This is a genomic window from Helcobacillus sp. ACRRO (assembly GCF_022347125.1).
Lineage (GTDB): Bacteria > Actinomycetota > Actinomycetes > Actinomycetales > Dermabacteraceae > Helcobacillus > Helcobacillus massiliensis.
Window position 1 is genome coordinate 1 of record NZ_JAKRNG010000013.1, and the last position, 23,556, is coordinate 23,556.

18 protein-coding genes and 2 pseudogenes are annotated in these 23,556 nt (G+C 68.6%); 9 read left to right on the top strand and 11 right to left on the bottom strand.

Going from position 1 to position 23,556, the window contains the following annotated elements:
• Nucleotides 1-245: 245 nt before the first annotated feature.
• Nucleotides 246-1,229 carry an endonuclease domain-containing protein gene (locus MHY20_RS06140; protein ID WP_239375642.1) on the bottom strand — a complete coding sequence of 328 codons (984 nt, stop codon included), beginning with the start codon at nt 1,227-1,229 and terminating at the stop codon, nt 246-248.
• Nucleotides 1,230-1,761: 532 nt separating this feature from the next.
• On the opposite strand from MHY20_RS06140, the gene nhaA reads away from it, so the two are divergent.
• The gene (gene nhaA / locus MHY20_RS06145) at nt 1,762-3,246 is read left to right on the top strand and encodes a Na+/H+ antiporter NhaA (protein ID WP_239375643.1); all 1,485 of its coding nucleotides are present in this window, start codon (nt 1,762-1,764) and stop codon (nt 3,244-3,246) included.
• 31 nt (nt 3,247-3,277) lie between these two features.
• On the opposite strand, the gene MHY20_RS06150 is transcribed toward nhaA, so the two are convergent.
• Complete coding sequence (locus MHY20_RS06150; RefSeq protein ID WP_239375645.1) at nt 3,278-4,966, bottom strand: polysaccharide deacetylase family protein; 1,689 nt, start codon at nt 4,964-4,966, stop codon at nt 3,278-3,280.
• Nucleotides 4,967-5,119: 153 nt separating this feature from the next.
• Here MHY20_RS06150 and MHY20_RS06155 point away from each other — a divergent pair, with 153 nt between their 5' ends.
• Both MHY20_RS06155 and MHY20_RS06160 read left to right on the top strand, forming a co-directional pair.
• Nucleotides 5,120-5,974, top strand: a complete 855-nt coding sequence (locus MHY20_RS06155; protein ID WP_239375647.1) for an aldo/keto reductase — start codon at nt 5,120-5,122, stop codon at nt 5,972-5,974.
• 82 nt (nt 5,975-6,056) lie between these two features.
• Entirely contained in the window at nt 6,057-6,869 is an 813-nt protein-coding gene (locus tag MHY20_RS06160) for an aldo/keto reductase (RefSeq protein ID WP_239375698.1), read from the top strand.
• A 118-nt stretch (nt 6,870-6,987) separates the two neighbouring features.
• Here the strand turns inward: MHY20_RS06160 and MHY20_RS06165 are convergent, their stop codons facing one another.
• Both MHY20_RS06165 and MHY20_RS06170 read right to left on the bottom strand, forming a co-directional pair.
• On the bottom strand, nt 6,988-7,896 hold the full coding sequence (locus MHY20_RS06165; RefSeq protein WP_221187372.1) for an arginine deiminase-related protein: 909 nt from the start codon (nt 7,894-7,896) through the stop codon (nt 6,988-6,990).
• 130 nt (nt 7,897-8,026) lie between these two features.
• On the bottom strand, nt 8,027-9,082 hold the full coding sequence (locus MHY20_RS06170) for an ornithine cyclodeaminase (RefSeq protein ID WP_275436655.1): 1,056 nt from the start codon (nt 9,080-9,082) through the stop codon (nt 8,027-8,029).
• A 199-nt stretch (nt 9,083-9,281) separates the two neighbouring features.
• On the opposite strand from MHY20_RS06170, the gene MHY20_RS06175 reads away from it, so the two are divergent.
• Nucleotides 9,282-9,716, top strand: a complete 435-nt coding sequence (locus tag MHY20_RS06175) for an Lrp/AsnC family transcriptional regulator (RefSeq protein ID WP_239375649.1) — start codon at nt 9,282-9,284, stop codon at nt 9,714-9,716.
• Nucleotides 9,717-9,836: 120 nt separating this feature from the next.
• On the opposite strand, the gene MHY20_RS06180 is transcribed toward MHY20_RS06175, so the two are convergent.
• Nucleotides 9,837-10,496, bottom strand: a complete 660-nt coding sequence (locus MHY20_RS06180) for a GNAT family protein (RefSeq protein ID WP_239375651.1) — start codon at nt 10,494-10,496, stop codon at nt 9,837-9,839.
• Nucleotides 10,497-11,068: 572 nt separating this feature from the next.
• Entirely contained in the window at nt 11,069-12,010 is a 942-nt protein-coding gene (locus MHY20_RS06185) for a rhomboid family intramembrane serine protease (RefSeq protein ID WP_239375653.1), read from the bottom strand.
• Nucleotides 12,011-12,138: 128 nt separating this feature from the next.
• Here MHY20_RS06185 and MHY20_RS06190 point away from each other — a divergent pair, with 128 nt between their 5' ends.
• Entirely contained in the window at nt 12,139-14,397 is a 2,259-nt protein-coding gene (locus MHY20_RS06190) for an MMPL family transporter (RefSeq protein WP_239375655.1), read from the top strand.
• 101 nt (nt 14,398-14,498) lie between these two features.
• On the opposite strand, the gene MHY20_RS06195 is transcribed toward MHY20_RS06190, so the two are convergent.
• Nucleotides 14,499-14,873: an FAD-dependent monooxygenase gene (locus MHY20_RS06195; protein WP_239375657.1), complete on the bottom strand. Its 375-nt coding sequence runs from the start codon at nt 14,871-14,873 to the stop codon at nt 14,499-14,501.
• Between the two features lie 373 nt (nt 14,874-15,246).
• Here MHY20_RS06195 and MHY20_RS06200 point away from each other — a divergent pair.
• Nucleotides 15,247-16,126: pseudogene (locus MHY20_RS06200) on the top strand (DDE-type integrase/transposase/recombinase); the annotation flags it as partial.
• 188 nt (nt 16,127-16,314) lie between these two features.
• On the top strand, nt 16,315-16,923 hold the full coding sequence (locus MHY20_RS06205) for a hypothetical protein (protein ID WP_239375658.1): 609 nt from the start codon (nt 16,315-16,317) through the stop codon (nt 16,921-16,923).
• Between the two features lie 3 nt (nt 16,924-16,926).
• On the opposite strand, the gene MHY20_RS06210 is transcribed toward MHY20_RS06205, so the two are convergent.
• The 4 genes from MHY20_RS06210 to MHY20_RS06225 form a co-directional block, all read right to left on the bottom strand.
• On the bottom strand, nt 16,927-17,118 hold the full coding sequence (locus tag MHY20_RS06210) for a hypothetical protein (protein ID WP_239375659.1): 192 nt from the start codon (nt 17,116-17,118) through the stop codon (nt 16,927-16,929).
• A 98-nt stretch (nt 17,119-17,216) separates the two neighbouring features.
• Nucleotides 17,217-19,322: a neutral/alkaline non-lysosomal ceramidase N-terminal domain-containing protein gene (locus MHY20_RS06215; RefSeq protein WP_239375660.1), complete on the bottom strand. Its 2,106-nt coding sequence runs from the start codon at nt 19,320-19,322 to the stop codon at nt 17,217-17,219.
• Nucleotides 19,323-19,762: 440 nt separating this feature from the next.
• Entirely contained in the window at nt 19,763-20,524 is a 762-nt protein-coding gene (locus MHY20_RS06220; protein WP_183377316.1) for a DUF559 domain-containing protein, read from the bottom strand.
• Nucleotides 20,525-21,027: 503 nt separating this feature from the next.
• Nucleotides 21,028-21,564, bottom strand: coding sequence for a peptidylprolyl isomerase (locus MHY20_RS06225; RefSeq protein WP_183377315.1), 537 nt, complete (start codon nt 21,562-21,564; stop codon nt 21,028-21,030).
• 248 nt (nt 21,565-21,812) lie between these two features.
• Here MHY20_RS06225 and MHY20_RS06230 point away from each other — a divergent pair, with 248 nt between their 5' ends.
• The gene (locus tag MHY20_RS06230) at nt 21,813-22,814 is read left to right on the top strand and encodes a hypothetical protein (RefSeq protein WP_239375661.1); all 1,002 of its coding nucleotides are present in this window, start codon (nt 21,813-21,815) and stop codon (nt 22,812-22,814) included.
• A gap of 245 nt (nt 22,815-23,059) precedes the next feature.
• Nucleotides 23,060-23,515, top strand: a pseudogene (locus MHY20_RS06235) (GNAT family N-acetyltransferase); the annotation flags it as partial.
• Nucleotides 23,516-23,556 lie beyond the last annotated feature (41 nt).

Consider the following 23,556-nt stretch of genomic DNA (forward strand, 5'->3'; position numbering starts at 1 on the left):
GCCCCCGTCGGCCCCCGCCGCCGCGCCGCCGCGCCGCCGCCGCCACAGAATTCGACGGATGTTCGCTATTCAGCCCGAATAAGGAACATCCGTCGAATTCTGTTGGTGCTCAGTGAACAGTTCGCCCCAGCCAACGCGGAATCCGTCGGCCAACCAGCTTCAGCCGGCCCCGTTCCCGGTCGGCCCGAGGCACCCCAGCTAGCCCGAAGCTCCCCTGACGACTCGGGACTCTCCAGCCAGTCCGGTCACCTGCGCTGACCCGACTTCCACCCCAATCGGCGCAGCTCTTCTCCCACCAAGCGAACGGCCCCGCAGTCCGCGAGCGCAGCCCGGACCTCTGCGTCTGTCTGACCGGGCACGCTGAGCGGAAGATCGTCGTAGAAGATGTGCACATCGGTGAAGCCCGCGCGTCGCAGCCTCGCTGACCGTGCCTGGTCCCGAGAAGCGGCACCACTCGCGAAGTGCTTGATGCCGTCGTACTCCCCGACCAGTTTGAACTCCCGCCAGAGGAAATCGGGGCGTGCCCAGATCCGGCCGTTGGCATCATGCATCGGCTCGCCGACCTCCGGGGCAGGGATCCTCCCGCATGCGAACGCGAGCCGTGTCCTGGTCTCTTGGACGGAGTCGACACCGACCCTGATCAACGGCAGAGCGTCTCTCGCCAGTGCGACACCGCGAAGCGCGGCGCACTGGGAGACGGTCTCGGCGAGCGTCAACGGCGACTCAATGGGTCCGCGACCGTAGCGCTCATCAGCCCGGTGGAAGGGGATGCGCACCAGGTGATCGCCGACGGCGACCCGCCAATCCCACGGCAGATCCGGGCAGATCTGGATCCACAGACGCGCCGGCGTGAGCATCGGAACAAACGAATATCCGCGCACCCCAGGCCCATCGGTTCTGGCAGTGCGCGCTTGAAAACCGGTTGGCCCCGATCCGGTGCCGGCTGTTCCCGATCGTTGGACTGAGGACGAACTGAGCCCCGACAGGTCACCCAGCGCCGGCACGCGCGGTATCCGCCACGCCTTTCGATCAGCCCCGTGGACGAGCGAATGATCCCAGGTCACCAGAGGGGTGCTCCGGCGACGATTACCCGGGGCGTCGCTGAGGTGCACTGGCTGCCCGGGCTCCCAGGTGTTCAGCCAGGTCGGCAGCGGGATGCCGTGGAGGCGCGCAGCACTCAACCCCGACACCGTGCTGCCCGGGAACTTCCTCACCAGCGCAGCTGCCATCATCGCTTCCGTCACCTCGAGGTCACGGTGTGCGTAGAGGCCCTGCCCGAATCGGAGTATGTCCCTCGCCCTGAGACGCGCCCTCGACACGCCGCACGCTGCTGCATCGGCCGCAAGGAACACGGTCCGATGAAGCAGTGGGGGCAGCGGGGCTGAGTGGCGGGCCATGTTTCGACCTTCGTACCGGCCGACGGATTCCGCGACCGCCCAGGGTGCGCTGGGGGTAACCGTCGGTCCACAGTCGCCAACCGAGGCCCCGCCGCGAGCTCAGCCCAGCCCACAGAAGTTGTTGGATGTTCGCTATTCGGCCCGAATTCTGCCCATATATCGAATTCTGTGGGGGAAGTGCGGCGGGCCGGGGCGACGGCGGGCGGGTCGGGCGCCGTTCAGGCCCCCTCGCTGCAGTGGCGCCCGTCACATGGGGGCGCGCGGCGCCTAGGTCGAAGCGCGGCCGGCGTGACAAGGTGGACTGCGGTGTGCCGGGAAGTCTGGTCGGCGAATGACGATGTTCGCTGACCCCGAAAGGACTCCTATGGCCCCCTCACCCGCAGCCCCGAACGGCTCCGAGCCCAGCAGCCCTGAGCCCAGCCGCCCCGCGCCCAGCAGCACCCAGCAGAGCAGCGCCGCGCCCAGCAGCCCTGAGCTGAGCAGCCCCAGCGCCGACGGCACGGAGCCGGTTGCCTCGACCCCGCGGCGTCGGGCGATCCTGGAGCGCGGCACCTACCGCGAATACTCCCGCATCGAAAAGGTCCTCACGCGTGAGGCGACCGGCGGCGGCATCCTCGTGCTCGCCACGATCATCGCGCTGATCCTCGCCAACTCCGCCGCGGCGGACGCCTACTTCGGTCTGCGCGACACTCACCTCGGCTTCGAACTGTTCGGGCTCGACCTCAACCTCTCCATCGGCCACTGGGCGGCCGACGGCCTCCTCGCGATCTTCTTCTTCATGGTGGGCCTCGAGCTGAAGATGGAGTTCATCCAGGGCGACCTGCGGGACCCCGGGAAGGCGCTTGTGCCCGTCGCCGCCGCAGTCGGTGGTGTCGCGGTTCCGGCGCTGATCTTCTTCACGATCAACCTCGCCGGCCCCAGTGGCGCAACGAACGGCTGGGCGATCCCGGCGGCCACTGATATCGCGTTCGCTGTTGCGGTACTGGCGATCGTGGGCTCGAAGCTTCCGTCGGCCCTCAGGACGTTCCTGCTGACCCTCGCGATCATGGACGACCTGCTCGCGATCGTGATCATCGCCGTGTTCTACTCCGATGATCTGCAGCTCGGGTACCTGGCGATCGCGCTGATCCCGCTGGCGCTGTACCGCCTGATCGCGCAGAAGGCGGAGACGCTGTTCAAGAAGTCGTACGGTGCGGCGTGGTTCGTGCTGCTGCCGCTCGGCGCCGTTGTGTGGGCGCTGTTCTACAACTCCGGCATCCACGCCACGATCGCGGGTGTGGTCCTCGCGTTCATGGTGCCGGTGACGGTGCGCTCCCACCTCGGCAGGGAGTACTCGCTGGCGAAGACCTTCGAGCACCGCTTCGCACCGCTGTCCTCCGGGTTCGCGGTGCCGGTGTTCGCGTTCTTCAGCGCCGGTGTGGCAGTCGGCGGTCTCAGCGGCCTCCTCGACGCCTGGACCGGCACCATCGCCCTCGGTGTGATGGCGGGTCTGGTGGCCGGCAAGATCATCGGGATCGTCGGCACAACGTTCCTCATCACCCGTCTGAAGCGGGCGAATCTGGATCCGGCGATCGCATGGATCGACCTGATCGGCATGGCGGCGCTCGCCGGCATCGGCTTCACCGTGTCGCTGCTGATCGCGGAGCTCAGCTTCCCGTCGGATCCGTCCATGCAGGATGCGGCGAAGGTGGGTGTTCTGACCGCCTCGGTGCTGGCGGCGATCGTCGGGTCGGCGATCCTCCTGCCCCGCAGCCGCCACTACGCGAAGATCGCGGAGGAGGAGTCGGTGGATGCGAACCAGGACGGCATCCCCGACGTGTTCAGCGACGACACCGGCCGACAGGGCTGAACACGTCGGAACCGGAAGCGCCGGTGAGCGCTCAGCAGGACGGGATGGTGCGGAACACGTAGCCCTTCGCCTGCAGCTGCGGGATGTACTGGTTCATCGCCGCGATGGTCTGACTGCGGTCGCCGCCGCCGTCGTGCTCGAGGATCACCGCGCCCGGGTGGGTCTGCTCGACAACCCGCTTCGCGATGGTGTCCGCGCCGGGCTTCGCCCAGTCCTGCGGGTCCACGGTCCAGCCGACGATGTTCTCCTTCTCCTCCGCAATGATGCTGCGGACGCGCGAGTTGGACGCGCCGTAGGGCGGGCGCATGCAGGTGAGGTCGCCGCCGATCGCCTTGCGGGAATCGCGCAACTCGCGGCGGACCCCGTCGGGCCCGAGCTTAGTGAGGTCCGGGTGGGTCTGGGAGTGGCCGCCCACCTTCATGCCCTTGTCGCGGATGGTCTGCACCATGTCGGGATCAGCGGCGGCGGACTGTCCGAGGAGGAAGAAGGTGGCGGGGATGTCGTACTTCTCAAGGGTGGCGAGCACCTTCGGGGTGTCGGGCCCGGGGCCGTCGTCGAAGGTGAGGTAGGCGATGGGCTTGCCGTCAGCGGTGTGGGTGGGGAAGGCCGAGGTGCCGGTGATGCCCTGGTTCCACGGGACGAACTCGTCGGGCTGGCCGCCGGGCTCGCCGCTGTTCGCTTCGGCCTGCTCAGCGGTTTCGGGGCGCTTGTCGGAGTTCTGCTCCGCCCCCATGTGGCGGCCGGTGGGCACGAGGTGCCCGCGGATCTGCGGAGTCGTGGTGGGGGCGGCGAGGCTGGCGCTGCGCACGCGCACCACACCCGGGTGGTCGGTGTGGATCAGGCCGTCGGTGCCGATGGAGAGCTGGTGGCCGTCGGCGTCGACGGCGTCGAGCTGCGTGTCGGTGAACGAACCGGACAGCACAAGGTCCTGGCCGTCGGGGACGTCGAACGCGAATTCGACGGGGCGGCCCAACAGGATCGGGTCGGAGTACTCGAAGCCCTCGGTGATCGAGGCGATGGGGGCGCCGTTGTTGACCTTGAGTTCGTCGGCGTGGTCCTCCTTCGCGCTGGACACTTCGCCGTCGGAGCCGGCCGAGGCGGGGGTCACGCCGATGTCCCAGGCTGCGGCGGTGCCGGCGCCTTTCGCGGCGGGGGTGATGACGAGGCGTCGCTGCCTGTGGTCGACGATGCCGGCGGAGGTGTGGGCGTCGACGGTGATGCGGACTCCGTCGGCCGAGGCGCCGGTGTCGGTGACGGTGAGGTGGACGCCGAGCTGCTGGGCGGGCAGCAGGACGGTCTGCTGGCCGACGGATTCGGACTTCCCGAGCGCGCCGACGACGACCACGCTGCCGTTCTGGCTCGTGCGAGTGGCGAGGCGGAGGGCGTCCTCTTCGCCGTCGCCGTTGATGTCACCGGTGATGACCTTGCCGGAGGGCTTGAGGTCGGAGTCGGAGGCGAGGGCGGAGTCGACGGCGTCGGTGGGCGCGAGGTCGGTCGCAACGGAGGCGTCGAGGGCGCCCTTGGGGAGCTTCTTCGCGTCGTCGGCGGCCGACGGAGGCTGGCCAGCGCCCTGGTTCGCTCCCTTGTCACCCGTTCCGCCCGCGGGTGCGGAGTCGGGGCCGCTGGTGCAGGAGGCGAGGAGGACGCCGCCGGCGAGGAGGGCTGCGGCGGTGCGCAGGCGGGGGCGGCGGACGAGAGGGAAGCTGGTGCTGCGAGTCATGGGAACCAGTATGGGGACGCAACAGTGATTCCGCATTCGACCATCGTCGGGTAAAGAAAAGGTAATGTCCGGGTCTTCGTGCAGCCGGGGGTCCGAGCGCGCCGGACGGGAAGGATAGCCTGGTGCCGGTCCGTGCCCCAAGGAGGCCCCCGAATGACAGAACCCCTGGTCAGCCCCGTCGTCACCCTGCGCGACGGCCTCGAGCTCCCGCAACTCGGGCTCGGCGTGTACAAGGTCGACAACGCTGACATTCCCGGCGTGATCTCTGCCGCATTGGACATCGGGTACCGCCTCATCGACACCGCCGCGCTCTACGGGAACGAAGAGAGCGTGGGGCAGGCCCTGCGCGAGAGCGACGTGCCGCGCGAGGACATCGTGGTCACCACGAAGATCTGGAACGACGACCACGGCTACGACGCCGCCCGCCGCGCCTTCGACGCCTCCATGGACCGCCTCGGCCTCGACGTCCTCGACCTCTGCCTCATCCACTGGGCCGTACCCGAGCAGGGACTGTACGTGGACACCTGGCGCGCCCTCATCGACCTGCAGGAGGAGGGCCGGGTCCGCTCCATCGGGGTCTCCAACTTCGCCGAGCCGGAGCTGCGGGAGATCATCGACGCCACGGGCGTGACCCCGTCGGTCCACCAGATCGAACTGCACCCGTTCTTCAACCAGGCCCGCATGCGCGAGGTGAACCGCGAGCTGATCATCCCCACCGAGGCGTGGGCGCCGCTCGCGCGCGGCGGTGAACTGTTCACGCAGGCGGATCTGCACCAGATCGCCGCGATGCATGACGCCACGCCCGCGCAGGTGGTGCTGGCCTGGCACCGGCAGATCGGCACGATCGCGATCCCGAAGTCGGTGTCTCCGGAGCGTCTGCGGGAGAACTTCGAGTCGCTGCGGATCGAACTGACCGATGCGCAGATCGACCTCATCAACGAACTGGACCGCGGCATCGCGGGCCGCACCGGCATGGACCCCGCCACCATGCGCCGCATCGGGGAATAGCCGGCACCCGTCGGCCCCGCCCCTGACCCCCCGCCTGAGGAAAGGACACCCCGTGACTGCTCTCGCCTCCCCCACCCTGACGATGAACGACGGCCGCGAGATCCCGCAGCTCGGGTTCGGCGTGTTCACGATGTCGAACGAGGAGGCGGAGGCGTCGGTGAAGGAGGCCCTCACCGTCGGCTACCGCCACATCGACACCGCCGCTGTGTACGGCAATGAGGAGGGTGTGCGCCGCGGCATCGAAGCGTCGGGGGTGGACCCGTCGGAGATCTTCCTGGTGACGAAGCTGTGGAACACCGACCAGGGGTACGATTCCACGCTGCGCGCGTTCGAGGAGTCGATGCAGCGCCTCGGGCGCGAGAGCATCGACCTGTACCTGATCCACTGGTCGATGCCGAAGCGTCGGCTGTACCCGGAGACGTGGCGGGCGTTCCTGGAGCTGAAGGAGCAGGGCCGCATCTCGTCGGTGGGCGTCGCGAACTTCCCGGTGGAGCAGCTGGAGGATCTGGTGGACGGCTCCGGCGTGGCTCCGGTGCTCAACCAGATCGAGCTGCACCCGCACTTCAACCAGCCGGAGCTGCGCCGCGTGAATGCGGAGATGGGTGTGCTGACGGAGTCGTGGGGGCCGCTGTCGCAGGGCGGCGATGCCCTCACCGACCCGGTCATCACCGAGATCGCGAAGGCGCACGGCGCAACGCCGGCGCAGACGATCCTCGCCTGGCACCGCCAGCTCGGCCTCGTGGTGATTCCGAAGTCGGTGACGCCGGAGCGCATCCGGGAGAACTTCAAGTCGCTGCAGCTGACGCTGACCGATGACGAGGTCGAGCGCATCACCGCACTGGACCGCGGGCCCGAGGGCCGCGTGTCCCGCGACCCCGCCGACTTCAACGAGTGAGCCGCTGACGCGGGGCGGCTGACTCGGTGAGGCACGGCCGGGTTCGAGCAGCGTTCCCGGCCGCCCCGCCGCGTCAGCCCCACCACGGCGAGGCGCCCTGCCCGGCCGCCCCGCCGCGTCAGGCGCGCGGGGTGTGCACCTGGCGGGGCTCGAGGTGGATCCCGGCGAGCATGCAGCGAGCGGACCCACCGGCCAGTTCGAGCGTGTGCACATCCACCGGCAGCAGCTCCACGCGCGACTCGATCCGATCACGCTGGGCGCGGCTGAGCGAATCCACACCGGTGCGGCTCATGACGAGCAGGCGCCCGTCGGCCCCCTGCACCTCGAGGCAGTTCCCGGCGAACGACCCGATCTGCTCCTCCGTCAGCTCCACGACCTCGCGGCCGGTGTCGCGCAGCTGCCCGAGCACGGCGCGGCGCTCGGACTCGTCGCGGATCATCGACGCACCGATCACGGCGAGGTCCGTGCCGAGCGCCATCATGACGTTCGTGTGGTACACGGGGACACCGTCGGAGTCAGTGGCGTCGAACAGGATCGGGGTGTAGCCGGCGAGCTCGCAGAACTCGTCGAACAGGCGGCTGGAGAGCCGCTTCGAGCGGCACGCGTACGCCAGCATCTCCAGGTGGTCGAAGATCATCACGCCGGTGCCTTCGAGCGCTTCGCCCTCCAGCTCCGCCGCCGAGAGATCAACCGTGTCGTACACGTGGAACCGTTCCTGCAGCAGCTCGAGCGCGTCGGCCCGGCGTTCCCGCCGGCGGTTCTCCGCATACATCGGGAACGTGGCGAGCAGCCCCGTGGGGTGCGTGGTGATCCAATTGTTGGGGAACACGGAGTCGGGGGTGGTGGTGCCCTCGTCCTCGAGCAGGAGGACATCGACCCCACGGCCGCGCAGCTGCTCGACCATGCGCGTCACTTCATCGTAGGCGCGCTGGGCGATGACGCTGCGGGATGCGTCCGGCTCAGTCTGGAAGTGGTTGTCCGCCGCGGTCTGCTGGTTGGGGCGGAAACGGTGCGGTCGCACCATCATGACGGCGCTGGGAGCCTGGGTTCGGGTACGCGAAGGAGACCCCTGCTCCGGGGAGGGCCGACGGAGGCGCGCTGCCGCGCCCCCGTCGGTTCCGATCTGCGCCATGGAGGTGTATCCCATGGCAGCGCCCTCAGCCGACGGGCTTGAGGGAGTTGACCATGGAGAACAGGTCCTTCGGGTCGTCCGGGTCGGCGACCAGGTCGACCTGGTCCTGCAGCTCAGTGCCGGCGGTCATGTCGCGGCACACCTTGAGCGCGGAGCCGTCGGAGATCGCGAAGCCGACGGAGTCGAAGATCGTGATCTGGTCATCGGAGGTGCGCCCGTCGGCCTTGCCGGTGAGGACCTTCCAGAACTCGACCACCGGGAAGTCCTCCGGCATCTGCTGGATCTCGCCCTCGATGCGGGTCTGCTCCGGGAACTCGACGAACACGGGGCCGCGCTCGAGGATGGCGGCTTCGAGCTCGGTCTTGCCGGGGGCGTCGCCGCCGATGGCGTTGATGTGGACGCCCGGGTTCGCGAGGTCGATCTGGCGGTCGGAGAGGACCTTGTTCTGCGCCTTGTCGGCGGTGCAGACGGTGATGATGTCCGCGCCGGTGACGGCCTCATCAGAGGTGTCGCAGATCTGGACGCGGAAGCCGAGCGGCTCGAGATTGCGGCGGACCTTCTCCTGCGCGGCCGGGTCGACGTCGTAGATCTTGAGGTCTTCGATGCCGAACACGTGGCGCATGGCGAGGGCCTGGAACTCGGACTGCGAGCCGGAGCCGATCATGCCCATGACCTTCGAGTCCTTGCGGGCGAGGTGCTTGGCGAACATGCCGGACACGGCCGCGGTGCGCACGGCGGTCAGCAGGGTCATCTCGGCGAGGAAGGTCGGGTAGCCGTTGTCGACATCGGCGAGGACACCGAACGCGGTGACGGTCTGGTAGCCGCGCGCCGGGTTGGAGGGGTGGCCGTTGACGTACTTGAAGGAGTAGGTCTCCGAGTCCGAGGTCGGCATCAGTTCGATGACGCCGATCGGGGTGTGGGAGGCGACGCGGGGGATCTTGTAGAACATCTCCCAGCGCTTGAAGTCCGCCTCGAGCTGGTCGATCATCCGGGCGATGATGTTCTCCACGCCGTCGCGCTGGATCCAGCGCGCCATGGAATCGACGCCGACGAAAGCTACCACTGTGTGCTCCTTCCACATGGGGATGCCGCTGCTGCGGCTCGGTCTTCGCTGAGTCGCGTGCGGGTCCCGTTCCAGCTGGTGGCCGGCGCGGGGCCGTTCGTTGCGACTCAGAACAATGTCAAGCCTAAAGGGATCAATGTGAACACACCACCGACGTAGTGGGCACAGTGTGCGCAGAGATACATCATTGTGCGCATCCTTGGTTAGCATTGTGGCCATGCCCGCTCTGTCTGAGTTCGACCGCTCCCTCATCTCCCTTCTCCGCAAGGACGGCCGCATGCCGATCGCGACGCTCGCCGCGCAGCTCGGTGTCTCCCGGACCACGGTGACGAAGCGCCTGGAGCGCCTGGAGTCGCGCGGCGTGATCGTCGGCTACACGGTGCGGGTGCGCGACGAAGGCGAACTGGATCAGATCCGCAGCATCACCCACATCGCGGTGGGCGGCGTGACCACCACGACCGTGATCGAGCGTCTGCGCGGCATGCCGGAGATCTCGGCGCTGCACACCACGAACGGCAACTGGGACCTGGTCGCGGAGATCTCCTGCCGCGACCTCACCCACTTCGATCAGGTGCTCCGCGAAATCCGCAACACCAGCGGGGTGGAGAACTCGCATTCCTCACTGCTGCTGAGCTCGGTGGTGCGGCACTGACGAGCCCGCCCCCTCCCGTGGCGGCGGAGGTGCGCGGGTGGGCGCCGGCCGACGGGCTCATGCCCGGGTGGCGCTGGCCGACGGGATCAGACCCGGGCCGACGGGTGCCGACCCGGGCGGCTACTCCCCCGTCAGCATCCGCCGCAGCTCGGGGGTGAAGCCCTCCACCTGCACCTCCACCTCGGGGCGCACGAAGTCGTCCGGGGTGAGGACCATGCGGTGGTGCAGCCTCCGTCGGCCGCCCTCCATCACGACGGCTGTGCCGTTCGGCCGGTAGCCGAGCCGCTTCGACACGGCGAGGGACGGCAGGTTGCCGTCCTCCGCACCGGATTCGGCGCGTTCGGCGCCGAGGTGGTCGAACGCGAACACGAGGATCGCTTGGCGCATGAGGGTGCCGATGCCCTGGCCGTGGGCTGAGCGGGTGAGCCAGGACCCGGAGTCGACTGTGCGGAGGCTCGCGAACTCCTTGAGGCGCAGGCCCTGACTGCCGACGAGGCGGCCCTTCCACCAGACGCCGAAGGGGATCTCGTAGTCGTCTCCACCGATGGCGGCGCGCTGGGCCCACTGGAACTGGACCGCACTTTTCGCGGTCGCGGCGAGGTCTTCGCCCAGCCAGGCGAAGCAGGCGTGTTCGAAGGCGGGGTCGAAGACCGGTTCATGGAGCAGTGCGGCGTACTCGGGAAGGTCGCTGTCGCGCATCAGGCGCATGGTGAGGTCGTCGGCGGTGATGCGCAGGGCGAACGGCGGGAACAGGTCCTCGAGGCTGGCGGGCGTGCTCATTGGACGAGCATACGGGGACCGACGGCCGCGATGTCGGAGTGGGGCTGCGGCCCCTGAAGAACCGGAAGTGTGGACAACCGCGCGGGGCCGGGTGGCCGAATCAGGGCCGACGGGAACTACACGCCTGTGATTATCCCCAGCCGTGGACAACTTTGTGGATAACTTTTGGGGTCTTCGTGGATTCCCCGGCCTCGATTGTGCACATATGCGGCCTGCGTTGTGCACACACCGCGCCCAAGTGGGGACAACTACGGGTGTGAATCGTGTGCACAGTTGCCGGCCACCCACCACACTCACTGTGGATAACCCGTCGGAACACCCACTGACCTGGGAAATCACAATAATGCGATTACTCCACACATGTGGACAGCGATGTGGATGGCGCATGTGCACAAGCCCCATCTTGTCCACAACGGGTGGACAGACTGTGGAACCGCAACCGCCCGGTCACCGAGAAAACCCCTGGTGACGGGCCCCTGATGTCGGCGTGAACAGACCGGCTGCGCGCTCAGAGCAGAGCACGCAGCCGGTGTGCAGAAGTGAGGCGGCGGTGCACGCCGCCCGCGGTGCCGTCAGAACAGCGGCGGCATCGCCCAGTCCGGCACTGTCAGCACGCGGGCCAGGACCACTGCGCCGAGCACCGCGAGCGCGGCCGCGAGCACCGCGGCATGGGTGAGGTCCGCCCGGCGGGCGAGGGCGGCACGGTCCGCGCCGGGGGTCGCCTTCACCCGGGTGGCGAACAGGACGAGGGCGATGAGGGTGCCGGTGATCATGCCGCCGAGGTGTCCCTGCCAGGAGATGTCGGGGTACATGAAGGAGAACGCGAAGTTCAGTCCGATCAGCACCAGCACCTGGGTGGCCTGCTCGCCCATGCGTCGCTGCACCACGAAGAGTGCGCCGAACAGGCCGAACACTCCGCCGGAGGCGCCGACGGTGCCGGTGTACCAGTCGTCCAGGCCCGCGCTCGCCAGCCACATCACGGCGGCGTGGCCGCCGATCACGGACAGCAGGAACAGGCCGAGGTAGCGCCAGCGGCCCAAGGACCGTTCGAGGAACTGGCCGATCGCCCACAGGGCGTACATGTTCAGCAGCAGGTGCATGATGCCGCCGTGGAGGAATCCGGAGGTGATGAGTGTCCACGGCATCGCCTCGGTGCGGAACGGCGCGAAGGTGGTCCACTGCCGGATCACGCCGGAGACCCCGGGGAGGTTCTGCAGGCCGAACATGACCACGCAGATGCCGATCAGTGTCCAGGTGATGATCGGGGTGTCGGAGCCGCGGCCGCCGATGGCGTTGCGGGGCTGGGCGGCGGCGCGGTCGCGCTGCAGGCCGCCGGCGCAGTCGGTGCAGATGGCGCCGACCTCGGTGTGCACTTGGCAGGCGCCGCACATGGGCCGGTCGCAGCGCCGGCATCGCACATAGCTGGCGACCTGCGGGTGGCGCGGACAGACGGGCGCGCTGTGGGCGGCGCCCGAGGATCCTGACTGGCCGAAGCTCGGTGGGTTCTGACTCATACCCCATTTCTACCCGACCCGGCCCGCCCAGGCCCGGTCAGGGCGCGGGGAGCGGGCCCGGTCAGAGCGCGGGCACGATCAACCCTTCGGTTGATCACCCCCGTCTGCCCGATTTCTAGCGTGGAGGCATGAGCACCGCACTGCCCCGCACTGAGGCCCGCCGGCACCCGTCGGCCTCCCCCTCCGCATCTGACCCCGCAGCCCGCTCCGCCCACACCGGCAACGGGCACAGCGCCCACCCGGGCGGGCCCGGCCCCGCCGGTGAGCCGACCCGCCTGGAGCGCATGGGCCTATTCCTCACGTCCACGAAGGGCGCGTGGATCACCCTCGCCGTCGCCGTGGTCGCCGCGCTCGCGATCTTCGGCGGTCTGCGCGGCACGGGGCCCGTCGGCGGAATGGACGCCGCGCCCGCGACCGCTGAGTCCACGCAGGCGAAGGAGCTGCTCGCCAAGGCGCCCGGCAGTGAGAACCAGCAGGTCATGGCCGTGGTCTCCCGCCCGGACGGCGCCGCCCTCACCCCGGAGGACATGAAGCGCGCCGAGAAGGTGAAGTCCGCGCTCGCCGCCGAGAGCGGCACGGAGGCGTTCGGGCCGATCCCGTCGGAGGACGGCAAGGCGGTGATCGTGGGCACCCAGATCAACACGGAGCCGTCCACCTCCGCCGATGAGGCCACCGCGACCAGTGAGAACAACACGGCTGTGGACGCCGAAGTGAACGCCCTGCGGGAGACCGCGCACCGCACCGGCGGCGACGACCTCACCGTGCAGGTGACCGGCGGTCCCGCCATCGGCTCCGACATCCGCGGCGCCTTCGTCGGCGCCGACTTCACCCTGCTGGCGGTGACGATCGCGGTGGTCGCGGTCCTGCTGCTGCTCACCTACCGCTCCCCCATCCTGTGGATCGTGCCGCTGGTGGTGATCGCCCTGGCCGACGGGGCCTCCAGTTCTCTGACCAGCTTCCTCGGCGAGAAGCTCAGCCTCGCCTTCGACGCCGGCGTGATCTCCGTGCTGGTGTTCGGCGCGGGCGCGAACTACGCCCTGCTGCTGATCTCCCGCTACCGCGAGGAGCTGCACGTCCAGCAGGATCAGCGCTCAGCGCTCGCCACCGCGTGGTCGCGGATCATCCCCGCGATCGTCACCTCGAACGTGACCGTGGTGCTGTCCCTGCTGACCCTCATGGTGGCGCTGATGCCTGCCACGCGCGGCCTCGGCATCGCTGCCGCCGCTGGTCTGCTGCTGGCACTGCTGGCGGTCGTGTTCCCGCTGACCGCTCTGCTGGCCCTGTTGGGCCGCAGCATCTTCTGGCCGTTCATCCCGCGGCCCGCGCATCACCATGAGGCACAGGGCGGTGCCGAGGAGGAGCCGCGCGGCCTGTTCGCTGCCGTGGCCCGCGCCGTCACGGCACATCCGGTCATCTCGGGCCTGGCCGCCCTCGCGATCCTCGTGGCCGGTGGCCTGGGCCTGGTGGGCACGCAGATCGGGCTGTCGCAGTCGGAGCAGTTCGCGACCGCGTCCGAGTCCCGTTCCGGACTGGAGACAATGGCTGCGCACTACCCGGCCGGTGAGGCCGGCCCGCACACGGTGGTCGCGCCCGAGGCCGCGGCCGACGGGTTCCTCGCGAAGGCGAAGGACGTGGACGGTGTGCAGCGCGCCCACGTGACCGGCAAGCCGTTCACTGCCGACGGCGGCACCTGGGTTCCGATCAGCGTCACCGGCACGGCGGAGCCGGAGACCGCTGCTGCGACCGCTGAGGTGGACGCCCTGCGCTCCGCTGCCGTGGACACCGATCCGCAGATCCTCGTGGGCGGCACCAGCGCGGCCGCGGCGGATGTGCACAACGCGTCCGTGCGGGACCTGACCCTGATCGCGCCGCTGATCGTTCTGGTGGTCCTCATCCTGCTCGGCGTGCTGCTGCGCTCGGTCGTCGCCCCGATCGTGCTGATGGCCCTGACCGGCGTCTCCACCGTGGGTGCGATCGGCATGGGCACGCTCCTCGGCGAGGCCCTGTTCGACTGGCCGGGCCTGGACATCACCGTCCCCCTGATCGCGTTCCTGTTCCTGGTGGCGCTCGGTGTGGACTACTCGATCTTCCTCGCCCACCGCATCCGCCAGGAGAACCGGACGCACCCGATGCGCAGTGCCCTGGTGCGGGCCGTGTCCCACACGGGCGTGGTCATCACCAGCGCTGGCGTGGTCCTCGCCGCCGTGTTCGCCGCTCTGGGTGTTCTGCCGTTGGTGGTGCTGGGGCAGCTGGGTCTGATCGTGGGCCTCGGCGTCCTCATCGACACGGTGCTCGTGCGCACCGTCCTCGTGCCCGCCGTGTTCACCCTCATCGGCGACAGGGTGTGGTGGCCGACGGCGGCGGTACAGCCGGGCTCTACCCCTTAACCGTCCAGGACGCACGGTCGGCGGTACGCTCCGGCGCGAGCTCAAACCGGATCGACCGACAGGAGGAGGAGCGGTCGCATCTGGCCGCGGACTCTGGGCACTCACTTCGCCGGTGGAGTCCACGACTGCAACCAGTCCGACTGCCGCCTGAGCGCCGACTGAGGCGTGGCGGCGAGCACCGCGTCCCGCATTCGCGCCGCAACCGGACCACCGGCGTGGGCGAGCCGGCCCACCAGCCGGGACCGCTGCGCGATCCGCTGACTGCGAGGCCTGCGCAGCGAGTCGTATGCCTCCAGTGCCCGCGCCAGTGCCTCGGGGTCCGGAGAGTCATGGGGAGCCAGCGGGGCGAGCAGAGTCGCGAGAGTGGCCGCGTCCGCCATAGCCTGCCCGCCGCCCTGGCCGAGGTTTGGAGTCATCGCGTGCGCGGCGTCACCGGCGAGCCGGCACCACCGGACCGGACGCGAGACGACGGCCATCACGAGCAGACTGCGCGGGTCTCGGGCTCACCCCGTGGCGGCAGCGGACACAGCACCGCACTTCGACCCGCCTGCGTGATCGGAATGATCTGGCTGACCCTGATCATCCTGGGCACCGCCACGATCGGACGACAGCTCCGGTCCGCTCGTTTCCTCCGCTGGATCGACCGAGTCACCGGGGTGTCCTGATCTTCTTCGGCGCACGGCTCGCGGTCTCAGCCAAGGTCTGACATTCACGGACAGACTCCCTGGTGAGGGCTCAAGCTCGCTGAATCCGGTCCACACCGTCTCGGTCCGCCCGCCAAGCGGAGAGGACCCCTTGTTCCACCGCTGCGCTGAGCTCGGCGCTGAGCCCGACGCTGCGCACTTGGTCGAGCTGCGCGACCTCCGCCGGCGCAACCGGCTGCTGGAGCACGAGAACGAGGTCCTGCGCCGCGCTGCCGCCTACCTCTCGCAGGCGAACCTGCCGGGAACAGGCTCTACCCGCTCGTGAGTGAGCTCGCCGCCGATGGGGTCCCTGTCGCGGTGTCCTTGCGGGTGCTGAAGCTCTCCCGCCAGCCCTACTACCGCTGGCGGAAACAGCAGGTCACCGAGTCCGAGCTGGTCGAGGCCTATCGAGCTAACCGCTGTTCGACGCCCACCGTGACGATCCCGAGTTCGGCAACCGGTTCCTCGCCAGGGAAGCGGAAGCCGCTGGTGAGCCGATGTGTGAGCGGACCGCGTGGCGGATCTGACGGGACAATCAGTGGTGGTCGGTGTTCGGGAAGAAGCGCGGCAAGAACGGCAAGCGCCCCGGACCACCCGTGCACGACGACCTGATCAAGCGCGACTTCACCGCCGATAACGTCAACGAGATATGGCTGACTGACATCACCGAACACTGGACCGACGAGGGGAAGCTCTACCTCTGCGCGATCAAGGACGTGTTCTCCGGCCGGATCGTCGGCTGCTCCATCAGCGACCGGATGAAGGCCCGCCTCGCGGTGAACGCCCTGAACCGCCATCACCTCATCGGATCGATGGGCAAAGCCGGTGCTGCCGGGGACAACGCCGCGATGGAGTCCTTCTTCGCCCTGCTCCAGAAGAACGTCCTGGACCGCAAGCAATGGCGGACTCGAGAAGATCTCCGGATCGCAATCATCACCTGGATCGAGCGAACCTACCATCGACGCCACCGACAGGCCCGCCTGGGCCGATTGACCCCCATCGAAAACGAGACCATCATGAACCCGACCGTCAGCCTGGCGGCCTAACCCCAACTGACACCTGATCACGCATCAGTCCCGCCCGTTGCGTCCTGACCTCGGAACGAAACCCCGGGCGCTTCAAGCGTCTGTGGCAGGACGGTCTGCGGTAGGACAACAGATGCGACTCGGGATGGCTGTTGATGCCGGTTGGGCGTCGGGCGGTGGCCCCGAACGTGGCGATGGAAGGACGATCAATGTCTGAGCAGGGAGTGCAGTCGGTGTCGCTGGAGGATGTGCGTTTCCCGTTGCGGGTGCGTGTGCGGACGAAGGTGTGGGCGCCGGCGTTCGTGTTGGCGGTGGTGTTGTGGGTGTTGTCCGTGCTGATCATGGCGGGGGTGCCGTCGTCGTTGTTCGATGATGAGTCCGCGATGCTGTTGCTGTTGCGGGTGTTGATGGGGATCGGGTTTCTGCCGTTGACGTTGTATGTGGTCTACGCGTGGATGGCGTGGCGGCGGCCGCGGCATCTGACGGTGGATGAGCAGGGGGTGTGCACGCACTCGTGGCGGGTGCGTTGGGAGGACGTGGAGTCCCTGTGGCTGAACCCGACGCACGGTCAGGCCCCGGACAAGAAGACGCAGGTCGGTTTCATGGTCGAGGATCATGCTTGGACAGACGAACTGCGGCGGGGGAACAGGTGGGACTCGGGGTATCCGTTCGGCCTGGGCGGGTTGCTCCCGCGAAACCACTTGATCTATACGCAGTTCGCCACGGATCCGCCGATCCAGTCGTTGTTCGAGCTGTTCGAGCAGCTGCGGATGCAGGCTCGTGGTGAGACGCCGACGGAGGGCGCCGACCGCGCCTAGCACCTACAGGATCGGCAGCGCCGTCCCCGCCACCCGCGTGTGGAATTCGAGCTGCGCCGTCGGCGTGGTCCGCCTCTCCAGCGACTCACCAGGGGACGTCGCCAGCGGCACGCTCAGCAGCGCCACCGTCGCGATGATCGGGGTGACGATGCCGAGCCGGCGACGCGCCGCCGCCTCGAGAACAGTGCGCCTCACCGACCCGCCATCACCGAACAGGGCAGGATTGCCTGATCCGGGCCGACGGACTCACCCGTCGGCCCTCACCCCCACACTCCCCCGCAGGACCAGCGGCTTCACCCGACGCGGAACGAGTGCGATGTGCCGGAGATCTCCGTCAGCTTCCCCGCCCCGTTCTTCGCGGTGCCGAAGTAGCGCAGGCGGTACTCGCCCGCCGCCGCATCCTCCGGCACATCCCACGACACGGTCACATGGGACTGCGCCGCCAGGTGCCGCTTCCACTCGAACCGCGTGGAGAAGTCGTTGTCGTCAGCGACCCGCTCCCACGACGCGGACCCGTCGGCCCTCACCACCCGGCGCTCCACCGCAAGATACGTGTCGTTGTGGCGCAGATCGTTGTTCGGGTGCGCGCCCTGGAAGACGGCGCTGGCGCGCTGCCCCCGCTGCACCGCACCCGTCGGCTGGGTGAGGACATCGCCGTACCTGCGGGTGCCGGGCAGGTCGTACAGGACCACGCCGACTGCGCTCTTCACGTACGGGCGGATCTTCGGCGCCGACCCCGGATCGATCTCGGCGCCGTTCGCGAGGTGGTCCGCGAGCTGCGCATACCCCTGCTGCAGCGCCGGCACCGTGAACCGGCCGAACAGGGTCGCGCCGCCCTCATAGTCCTGCTGCTCGAACTCCCACGGGGTCGCGAAGTAGTGGCCGTACGCGTTCGCGGCCTGCGCCACCACCACCTGATCCGGGTCGATCCCCGCCTTCTGCGCGACCGCTTCGCGCAGCATCACGCTGGACGCGGCCGTCACCTCACCGGGCGCGCCGACGATCCACAGGTCACCCACCTGGATCAGCTGCAGCGGCAGCCTGGTCTGCACGCCGTTGATCAGCCCCGACTCGAACAGGGTCGCCTTCGGCGCCTGGCAGTGCCGCAGCGCCGCATCGCCGCTCTGCGTGCCCTTCGTGATCGCCTCGAAGAACGGGTTGTTGGCGTCACCCTCGTGCAGGAACGTGGCGCCGCCGCCACCGTCCTCCTGGCTGCCGGCGCCGAACGGCGCACCGAGGATCGCGCGGCACGTCCGCTCCGTCTTCCCGGTGGTCGAGTACTCGGCACTCACCGTCTGGTTCTGCATGTCCAGCCACATGATCTGCGACTTCACGGTGGTGGAGCCCATCGGCTCCGCCGCCTGACGCGCCTTCACCGCGGCGTCGTGCTGGCGACTGCCCATAATCCGCATGTTCTCGAACTCGTCATCGGTGGGGCCGGAGCCCGGTGACAGGTTCAGGTTGGGAGTCTGATCGGCGCCGCCGGACATCAGGAACGCACCCGTCCCGCCGGTCTCCGCTTCGTACAGCGACTGCGCGTACCCCTTGTTGTCACCGGAGATCAGCGTGTTCTTCGAGGTCAGGGACGTGGGGTGGGTGCCGAAGAAGTTGATCATGTCCGGCTCATCGCCCTGCCGGTCGATGCCGAGGGTCACCGACTTCGGGTCGCGGGCTCCCGGGGTCTTCGCCTTCAGCTCCGACGGGTTCCGCTCCCACGCCTTCAGCGACCGGTTCGTGCCCGCATCGGTCAGCTCCGCGGTGCCGAGGGACAGGGTGCTCGGCGCGAGCGACGCATCCGCCTGCTTCGCCGCATCCACCATCCCGTTCACTCGCGCATCCAGGGTCTTCTGGTGCACACCCATCGTGGTCACGTTGTAGAGCGAATAGTCGGTGTCACCCCCCGGCGTGGCATGCGTGTGGGTGCCCACGATCATCACGTTCGCGTCGGTGTACTTGTCCCCGAGCTCCTTCTTCAGCTGCGCCAGCACCTGCTGCCGCACCAGGTTCGTGCCGGAGAGGACATCAGCGGTGATGATGAGGGTCCGCTCCCCCGTGGCAGGGTCCTGAAACGCGAACGCGCGCGCGTACTGCCGCATGTGGATGCCGCTGGACTTCTGGCTGCCGTCGCCGTAGCCCATCATGCCGTTCTCGCCGGGCTCGCCGGTGATGTCGGCGGTGCCGGAGCCGGTGAGGATCTGCATCGCGGAGGTATCCGTGGCGGGCACCGGGGCGGCGGGGGTCTTCAGTGTCGCGGTGTCCGCCAGAGTGGTGTCCCGCTCGAGGGGATCGACGGGTGCTGCGGATGCGGGCGCGGCGATCAGGGACAGTCCGAGGCCGACGGATGCCAGCGAGGACAGGAGCGCGACCGAGCGGCGGGGGGAGCTGAGGGAGGGGCTCATCGGTGGTCCTTTGAGAGTCGGGGGATGCGGGCCGATGGAGGAACCCTGGGCCTGTCCGCACGCCTCGATGCTGTGCGAACCTCCCATGCTCATCCCCCGTACCCGGCGTTTCAGCTGTGAGGAATCTACCACTCGGTCGTCGCCGGCGGGTGCGGAACGCGGTGATGAGACGCCGCGCAGCGCCAGGCCCTGCGCAGCATCACCCGGATCTCCGCCCCTGCCCCCGCGCCATTGCCCGCCTACGCACCCGCCTCGCCGCGGGCTGCCGACGGGTCACCGTGCACTTTCCGACCAGAATCCTCGGTTTTCAGCTTTCCACGCGTTTGAGGGGGCATCGGACTCCATCTCTTGCACAGTGCACAACCGAAAAGGGGCCGCTCCCCCTGTTTTTGCACAAGCGTTTGGGGCCGATGCCCACTCCCGAGGCATCACCGCCGAGGTCAGCGAACGCGTGAACGGCGGTCATGGCTGAGTGCTGACCGGATCGCCGCCTCGACACGGTCGGGCTCATAGACGATCTGCTGCCAGGTGAACCGCAGCGTGTGGAAACCGAGCTCCATCGAGGCGAGGTCGCGCGCTCGGTCGATCCGGTAGGCATCGATCGTGTTCCCGTGGAACGCCAGCGAGTCGCATTCGATGATCAGCCGTTTCCCGACTCGGAAGTCCACCCTGTGCCCGTGCGCCAACCGCACCTGCTGGCGGTAGGGAACCCGCATCGCATCAAGGATGCGGTGCATCAGGGTTTCCGTTCCCGATTCGGAGAGACCCGAGATCCGTCCGATCTGGCGTCGGCGGTCACGCGGCACCGCGGCAAGCAGCGACTCGGCTTCCTCGAAGGAGAGCAGACGCTTGTTGATCGCGGACTCCAGCACGACGGCTGACTCCGATGCGCTGCCGCATCGCAGCGCATCGTCGAGGGCATAGTGCAGTGGCGCTACCGGCGAATCGTTGGGCCACCGGCAGGCCGCCCGGTGGCCTGTTGTTGCACGACCACCAATCCCTTTTCGGCCGTATTCATGAGTGCCGCTGCGGTCGAGAACCCACAGTCCGTACAGGGCAAGCGCGGAATAGCAGGTGATCCGCCTGCCTCGAGCCAATGCCGCCGCGACTGTCGGGTCTGATCCCGGGACTGCGTACCAGCCCCACCCCACCTTGACCGCCCTGCCCTGCCGAACAGCAGCTTCGATTCTTCGGCGGGTCATGCCCCGAGCTCTGAGTTGTCCGTGGCTGAAGAAGGAGTCGTGGATATCCCGGATCGTTGTGGCCGGGCGGCCGGGCGGAGGAGGCCTCTCGGTCAAGACCCGCTCGAGGTTGAGCGGCGCACTCGTCTGTCCCATTTCTCAACACTCAACCCGAACACAGCCTCCGTTCCACGGCGATTCCGTTTTTGGGGAGAAGTGCCAGGATCGGCGCGCGCACGCTCGGGCCGAAGGGATCACGGCAGCCGCCCCGCGTCTGCAGCCGACGCACGGCGTGCACATGTTGGAGAAAAAGCGGGCTGCAGGGATCCCTCGTGCTGTATCGGGGCGTTTCCGGTCGTTTTTTGTTCAGCGGCGCCCCGGCCCGCGGGCGTGGGGCGGCGCGGAGACAGACGAAGGCCCCGGCCTCCGCTGCTGCGGTGGTCCGGGGCCTTCGTCGCGACCGGTGGTCAGGTGGCCGGGCGGCCAGGAAGCTGGCCGTGGCCCGACGACAGGTGCCGAGGGGCTCAGTCCTCGATGGTGACCTTCTCGATCACGACATCGTCCAGCGGACGGTCGCGCATATCGGTCTTCACGGTGGCGATGGCGTCCACGACCTTCTTCGACTCGTCGTCGGCGACCTCACCGAACACGGTGTGCTTGCCGTACAGGTACTGGGTCGGGGCCACTGTGATGAAGAACTGGGAGCCGTTGGTGCCGGAGGGGCGGCCGGTGATGGCGTTCATGCGCTTGCCGGCGTTGGCCATGGCGAGCATGTACTTGTTGTCGAAGTTCTTCTCGGAGATCTCGTCATCGAAGTTGTAGCCGGGGCCGCCGGTGCCGGTGCCGGTCGGGTCGCCGCCCTGGATCATGAACCCGTCGATGATGCGGTGGAAGATGACGCCGTCGTAGAAGGGGCGCTGCTCCTTCTCACCGTTGAGGGGGTTGGTGAACTCCTTCTCGCCCTTGGCGAGGCCCACGAAGTTCTCGACGGTCTTCGGGGCGTGGTTCGGGAACAGCTCGATGCGGATGTCACCGTGGTTGGTGTGAAGCGTTGCAAACATGCCTCCAGTCTCCCACATACCCGCACCGGGCCGGCCCAGAGGCCGCTGTCGATGCGCGCGGGTGTGCTGGGCCGATGCGCGCGGGTGTCTGGGGAGTCTCTGTGATCCTTCCGAGACCTCAGCGGTAGAGTTGCGGCGTAGCCCACAGGTGCGCTCTGCTCGGCTGACCCTTCGGTTCTGCCGCGGCGCGCGCCCGGGTGCACAGTCTGTTCCGCTGACGCGGAGGAACCAACGAAAGGGGTTCGCACATGGCACTCCTGCCTAGGACCAAACGCGCGGCTGAGAAGAAGGCCGCTGTGAAGAAGAAGCATCTGTCGAAGAAGGCGCAGAAGAACGCATCGAAGGCGCAGACCCGCGCCCAGAAGGCGATGGCTTCGATCGGCCCGCTGGCTGCTGTTGCCGCTGAGCAGGCACGTGAGCGCGCTGCCGGCTACTACGAGGACTACGCTCCCGTGGTGCAGAAGAACGTGCGTGAGGGCCTGAAGAAGGGCGGCGAGCGCTTCGGTGATCTCGCCTCCAACCTCAACGGCGACTACGCGAAGAAGGCGAAGCAGTTCCGCGGCGACTTCGAGGACGACTACCTGCCGCGCGCACGCAACACCGCATCGGCCGCGTCCGATACCGCTGCCGCTGCGCTCACCGCTGCTCTGGCTGCCGCCCGCAAGGAGTGGGACAAGAGCGCTGGTGACATCCAGAAGGCCGCCACCACCTCCCCGAAGAAGAAGAAGGGCGTGTGCGGCAAGCTGCTGCTGGTGACCGGTCTGGCTGCTGCTGGTGCGGCCGTCGGCTACGTGGTGTGGCAGAAGACCCGTCCGATCGAGGATCCGTGGGCTCCGCCGGCGGACTTCGCTCGCGCGCACTACCCGGCTGCCGGCACCACCGATGCGGATTCCGCTGACGTGTCCGACTCCGTCGCCTCCGCTGAGGCCGGCGATCTCCCGGGTGCGCTCAAGCGCGACCCGAAGTCGCTGAACACGAACCCGGGCTCTGAGCGTCCCGTGACCGGTAAGCGCGCGGACACCGCTGTGAAGCGCACCCCGGACCCGGAGGCCAAGGGCGGCGACGTCAAGCGCGTCACCGACACCCCGGTGAAGCCGAACCCGGCCCAGCGCGATGCCTCCACCCCGACCCACGTCGCCGACGCCAAGAAGGTGAACGACGTGGAGAACCCGAAGAAGGTCGTGGACCCCAACGCCACCCGCGACCCGGAGGCTCCGGTGAACAAGAAGGAACACTTCCCGAACAAGTGATCCGTGCTCCCCATCAGGGGCAGTGAATCGAAGCGGCTCGGCGCATTGCGTCGGGCCGCTTCGCTGTGCCGCGGCGGGCCGACGGGCCCCAGCCGTCGGAGTGGGGTGGCCGCAGGCAGGGGCCGACGGGTCCCAGCCGACTGAGTGCGGTGGCCGCAGGCAGGGGCCGACGGGTCCCAGCCGACTGAGTGCGGTGGCCGCAGGCAGGGGCCGACGGGTGCCGCGCTGCCCGATAGGCTGGCCGCGTGTCCGAGCCGATCCTCACCGAACGCCTGCAGCTGCGCCCCCTCGCCCACACGGACCTGCCGGTGCTGTGGCGCCTGCACTCCGACCCGCGCGCCTTTGAGCACGACGCGATCCCCGAGCTCGGCGCAGTCGACCAGATGCAGCGCGTCCTCGCGCAGTGGCTCGCCCACGCGCGCCGCGACCGCTACGGCTACTTCCTCGTGACTACACACGACGGGGAACCCGTCGGCGCCGCTGGCCTCTCCGGCATGGAGGTCGGCGGCGAGAAGGTGGCGAACCTGTACGTCCGCCTCTTCCCTGACCAGTGGCGGCAGGGCTACGCCCTCGAGGCGCTGAGCGCGGTCCTCGCCGCCGCGGACCGTTCCCGCTCCCTCGACCCGGACACTCCCTACCCGTCGGACGCGGTCGTGATCACCGCGGTGCAGAACACGCCGATGCGCCGCCTCGCCGAACGGCTCGGCTTCCACGAGACCGGTGAAGAGGATCCGACGGCGGG

Bases quoted from the DNA above. Each gene is read 5' to 3' on its own strand.
- MHY20_RS06140 (WP_239375642.1), bottom strand. From the start codon at position 1,229: ATGGCAGCTGCGCTGGTGAGGAAGTTCCCGGGCAGCACGGTGTCGGGG.
- nhaA (WP_239375643.1), top strand. From the start codon at position 1,762: ATGGCCCCCTCACCCGCAGCCCCGAACGGCTCCGAGCCCAGCAGCCCT.
- MHY20_RS06150 (WP_239375645.1), bottom strand. From the start codon at position 4,966: ATGACTCGCAGCACCAGCTTCCCTCTCGTCCGCCGCCCCCGCCTGCGC.
- MHY20_RS06155 (WP_239375647.1), top strand. From the start codon at position 5,120: ATGACAGAACCCCTGGTCAGCCCCGTCGTCACCCTGCGCGACGGCCTC.
- MHY20_RS06160 (WP_239375698.1), top strand. From the start codon at position 6,057: ATGAACGACGGCCGCGAGATCCCGCAGCTCGGGTTCGGCGTGTTCACG.
- MHY20_RS06165 (WP_221187372.1), bottom strand. From the start codon at position 7,896: ATGATGGTGCGACCGCACCGTTTCCGCCCCAACCAGCAGACCGCGGCG.
- MHY20_RS06170 (WP_275436655.1), bottom strand. From the start codon at position 9,082: ATGTGGAAGGAGCACACAGTGGTAGCTTTCGTCGGCGTCGATTCCATG.
- MHY20_RS06175 (WP_239375649.1), top strand. From the start codon at position 9,282: ATGCCCGCTCTGTCTGAGTTCGACCGCTCCCTCATCTCCCTTCTCCGC.
- MHY20_RS06180 (WP_239375651.1), bottom strand. From the start codon at position 10,496: ATGAGCACGCCCGCCAGCCTCGAGGACCTGTTCCCGCCGTTCGCCCTG.
- MHY20_RS06185 (WP_239375653.1), bottom strand. From the start codon at position 12,010: ATGAGTCAGAACCCACCGAGCTTCGGCCAGTCAGGATCCTCGGGCGCC.
- MHY20_RS06190 (WP_239375655.1), top strand. From the start codon at position 12,139: ATGAGCACCGCACTGCCCCGCACTGAGGCCCGCCGGCACCCGTCGGCC.
- MHY20_RS06195 (WP_239375657.1), bottom strand. From the start codon at position 14,873: ATGGCCGTCGTCTCGCGTCCGGTCCGGTGGTGCCGGCTCGCCGGTGAC.
- MHY20_RS06205 (WP_239375658.1), top strand. From the start codon at position 16,315: ATGTCTGAGCAGGGAGTGCAGTCGGTGTCGCTGGAGGATGTGCGTTTC.
- MHY20_RS06215 (WP_239375660.1), bottom strand. From the start codon at position 19,322: ATGAGCCCCTCCCTCAGCTCCCCCCGCCGCTCGGTCGCGCTCCTGTCC.
- MHY20_RS06220 (WP_183377316.1), bottom strand. From the start codon at position 20,524: ATGACCCGCCGAAGAATCGAAGCTGCTGTTCGGCAGGGCAGGGCGGTC.
- MHY20_RS06225 (WP_183377315.1), bottom strand. From the start codon at position 21,564: ATGTTTGCAACGCTTCACACCAACCACGGTGACATCCGCATCGAGCTG.
- MHY20_RS06230 (WP_239375661.1), top strand. From the start codon at position 21,813: ATGGCACTCCTGCCTAGGACCAAACGCGCGGCTGAGAAGAAGGCCGCT.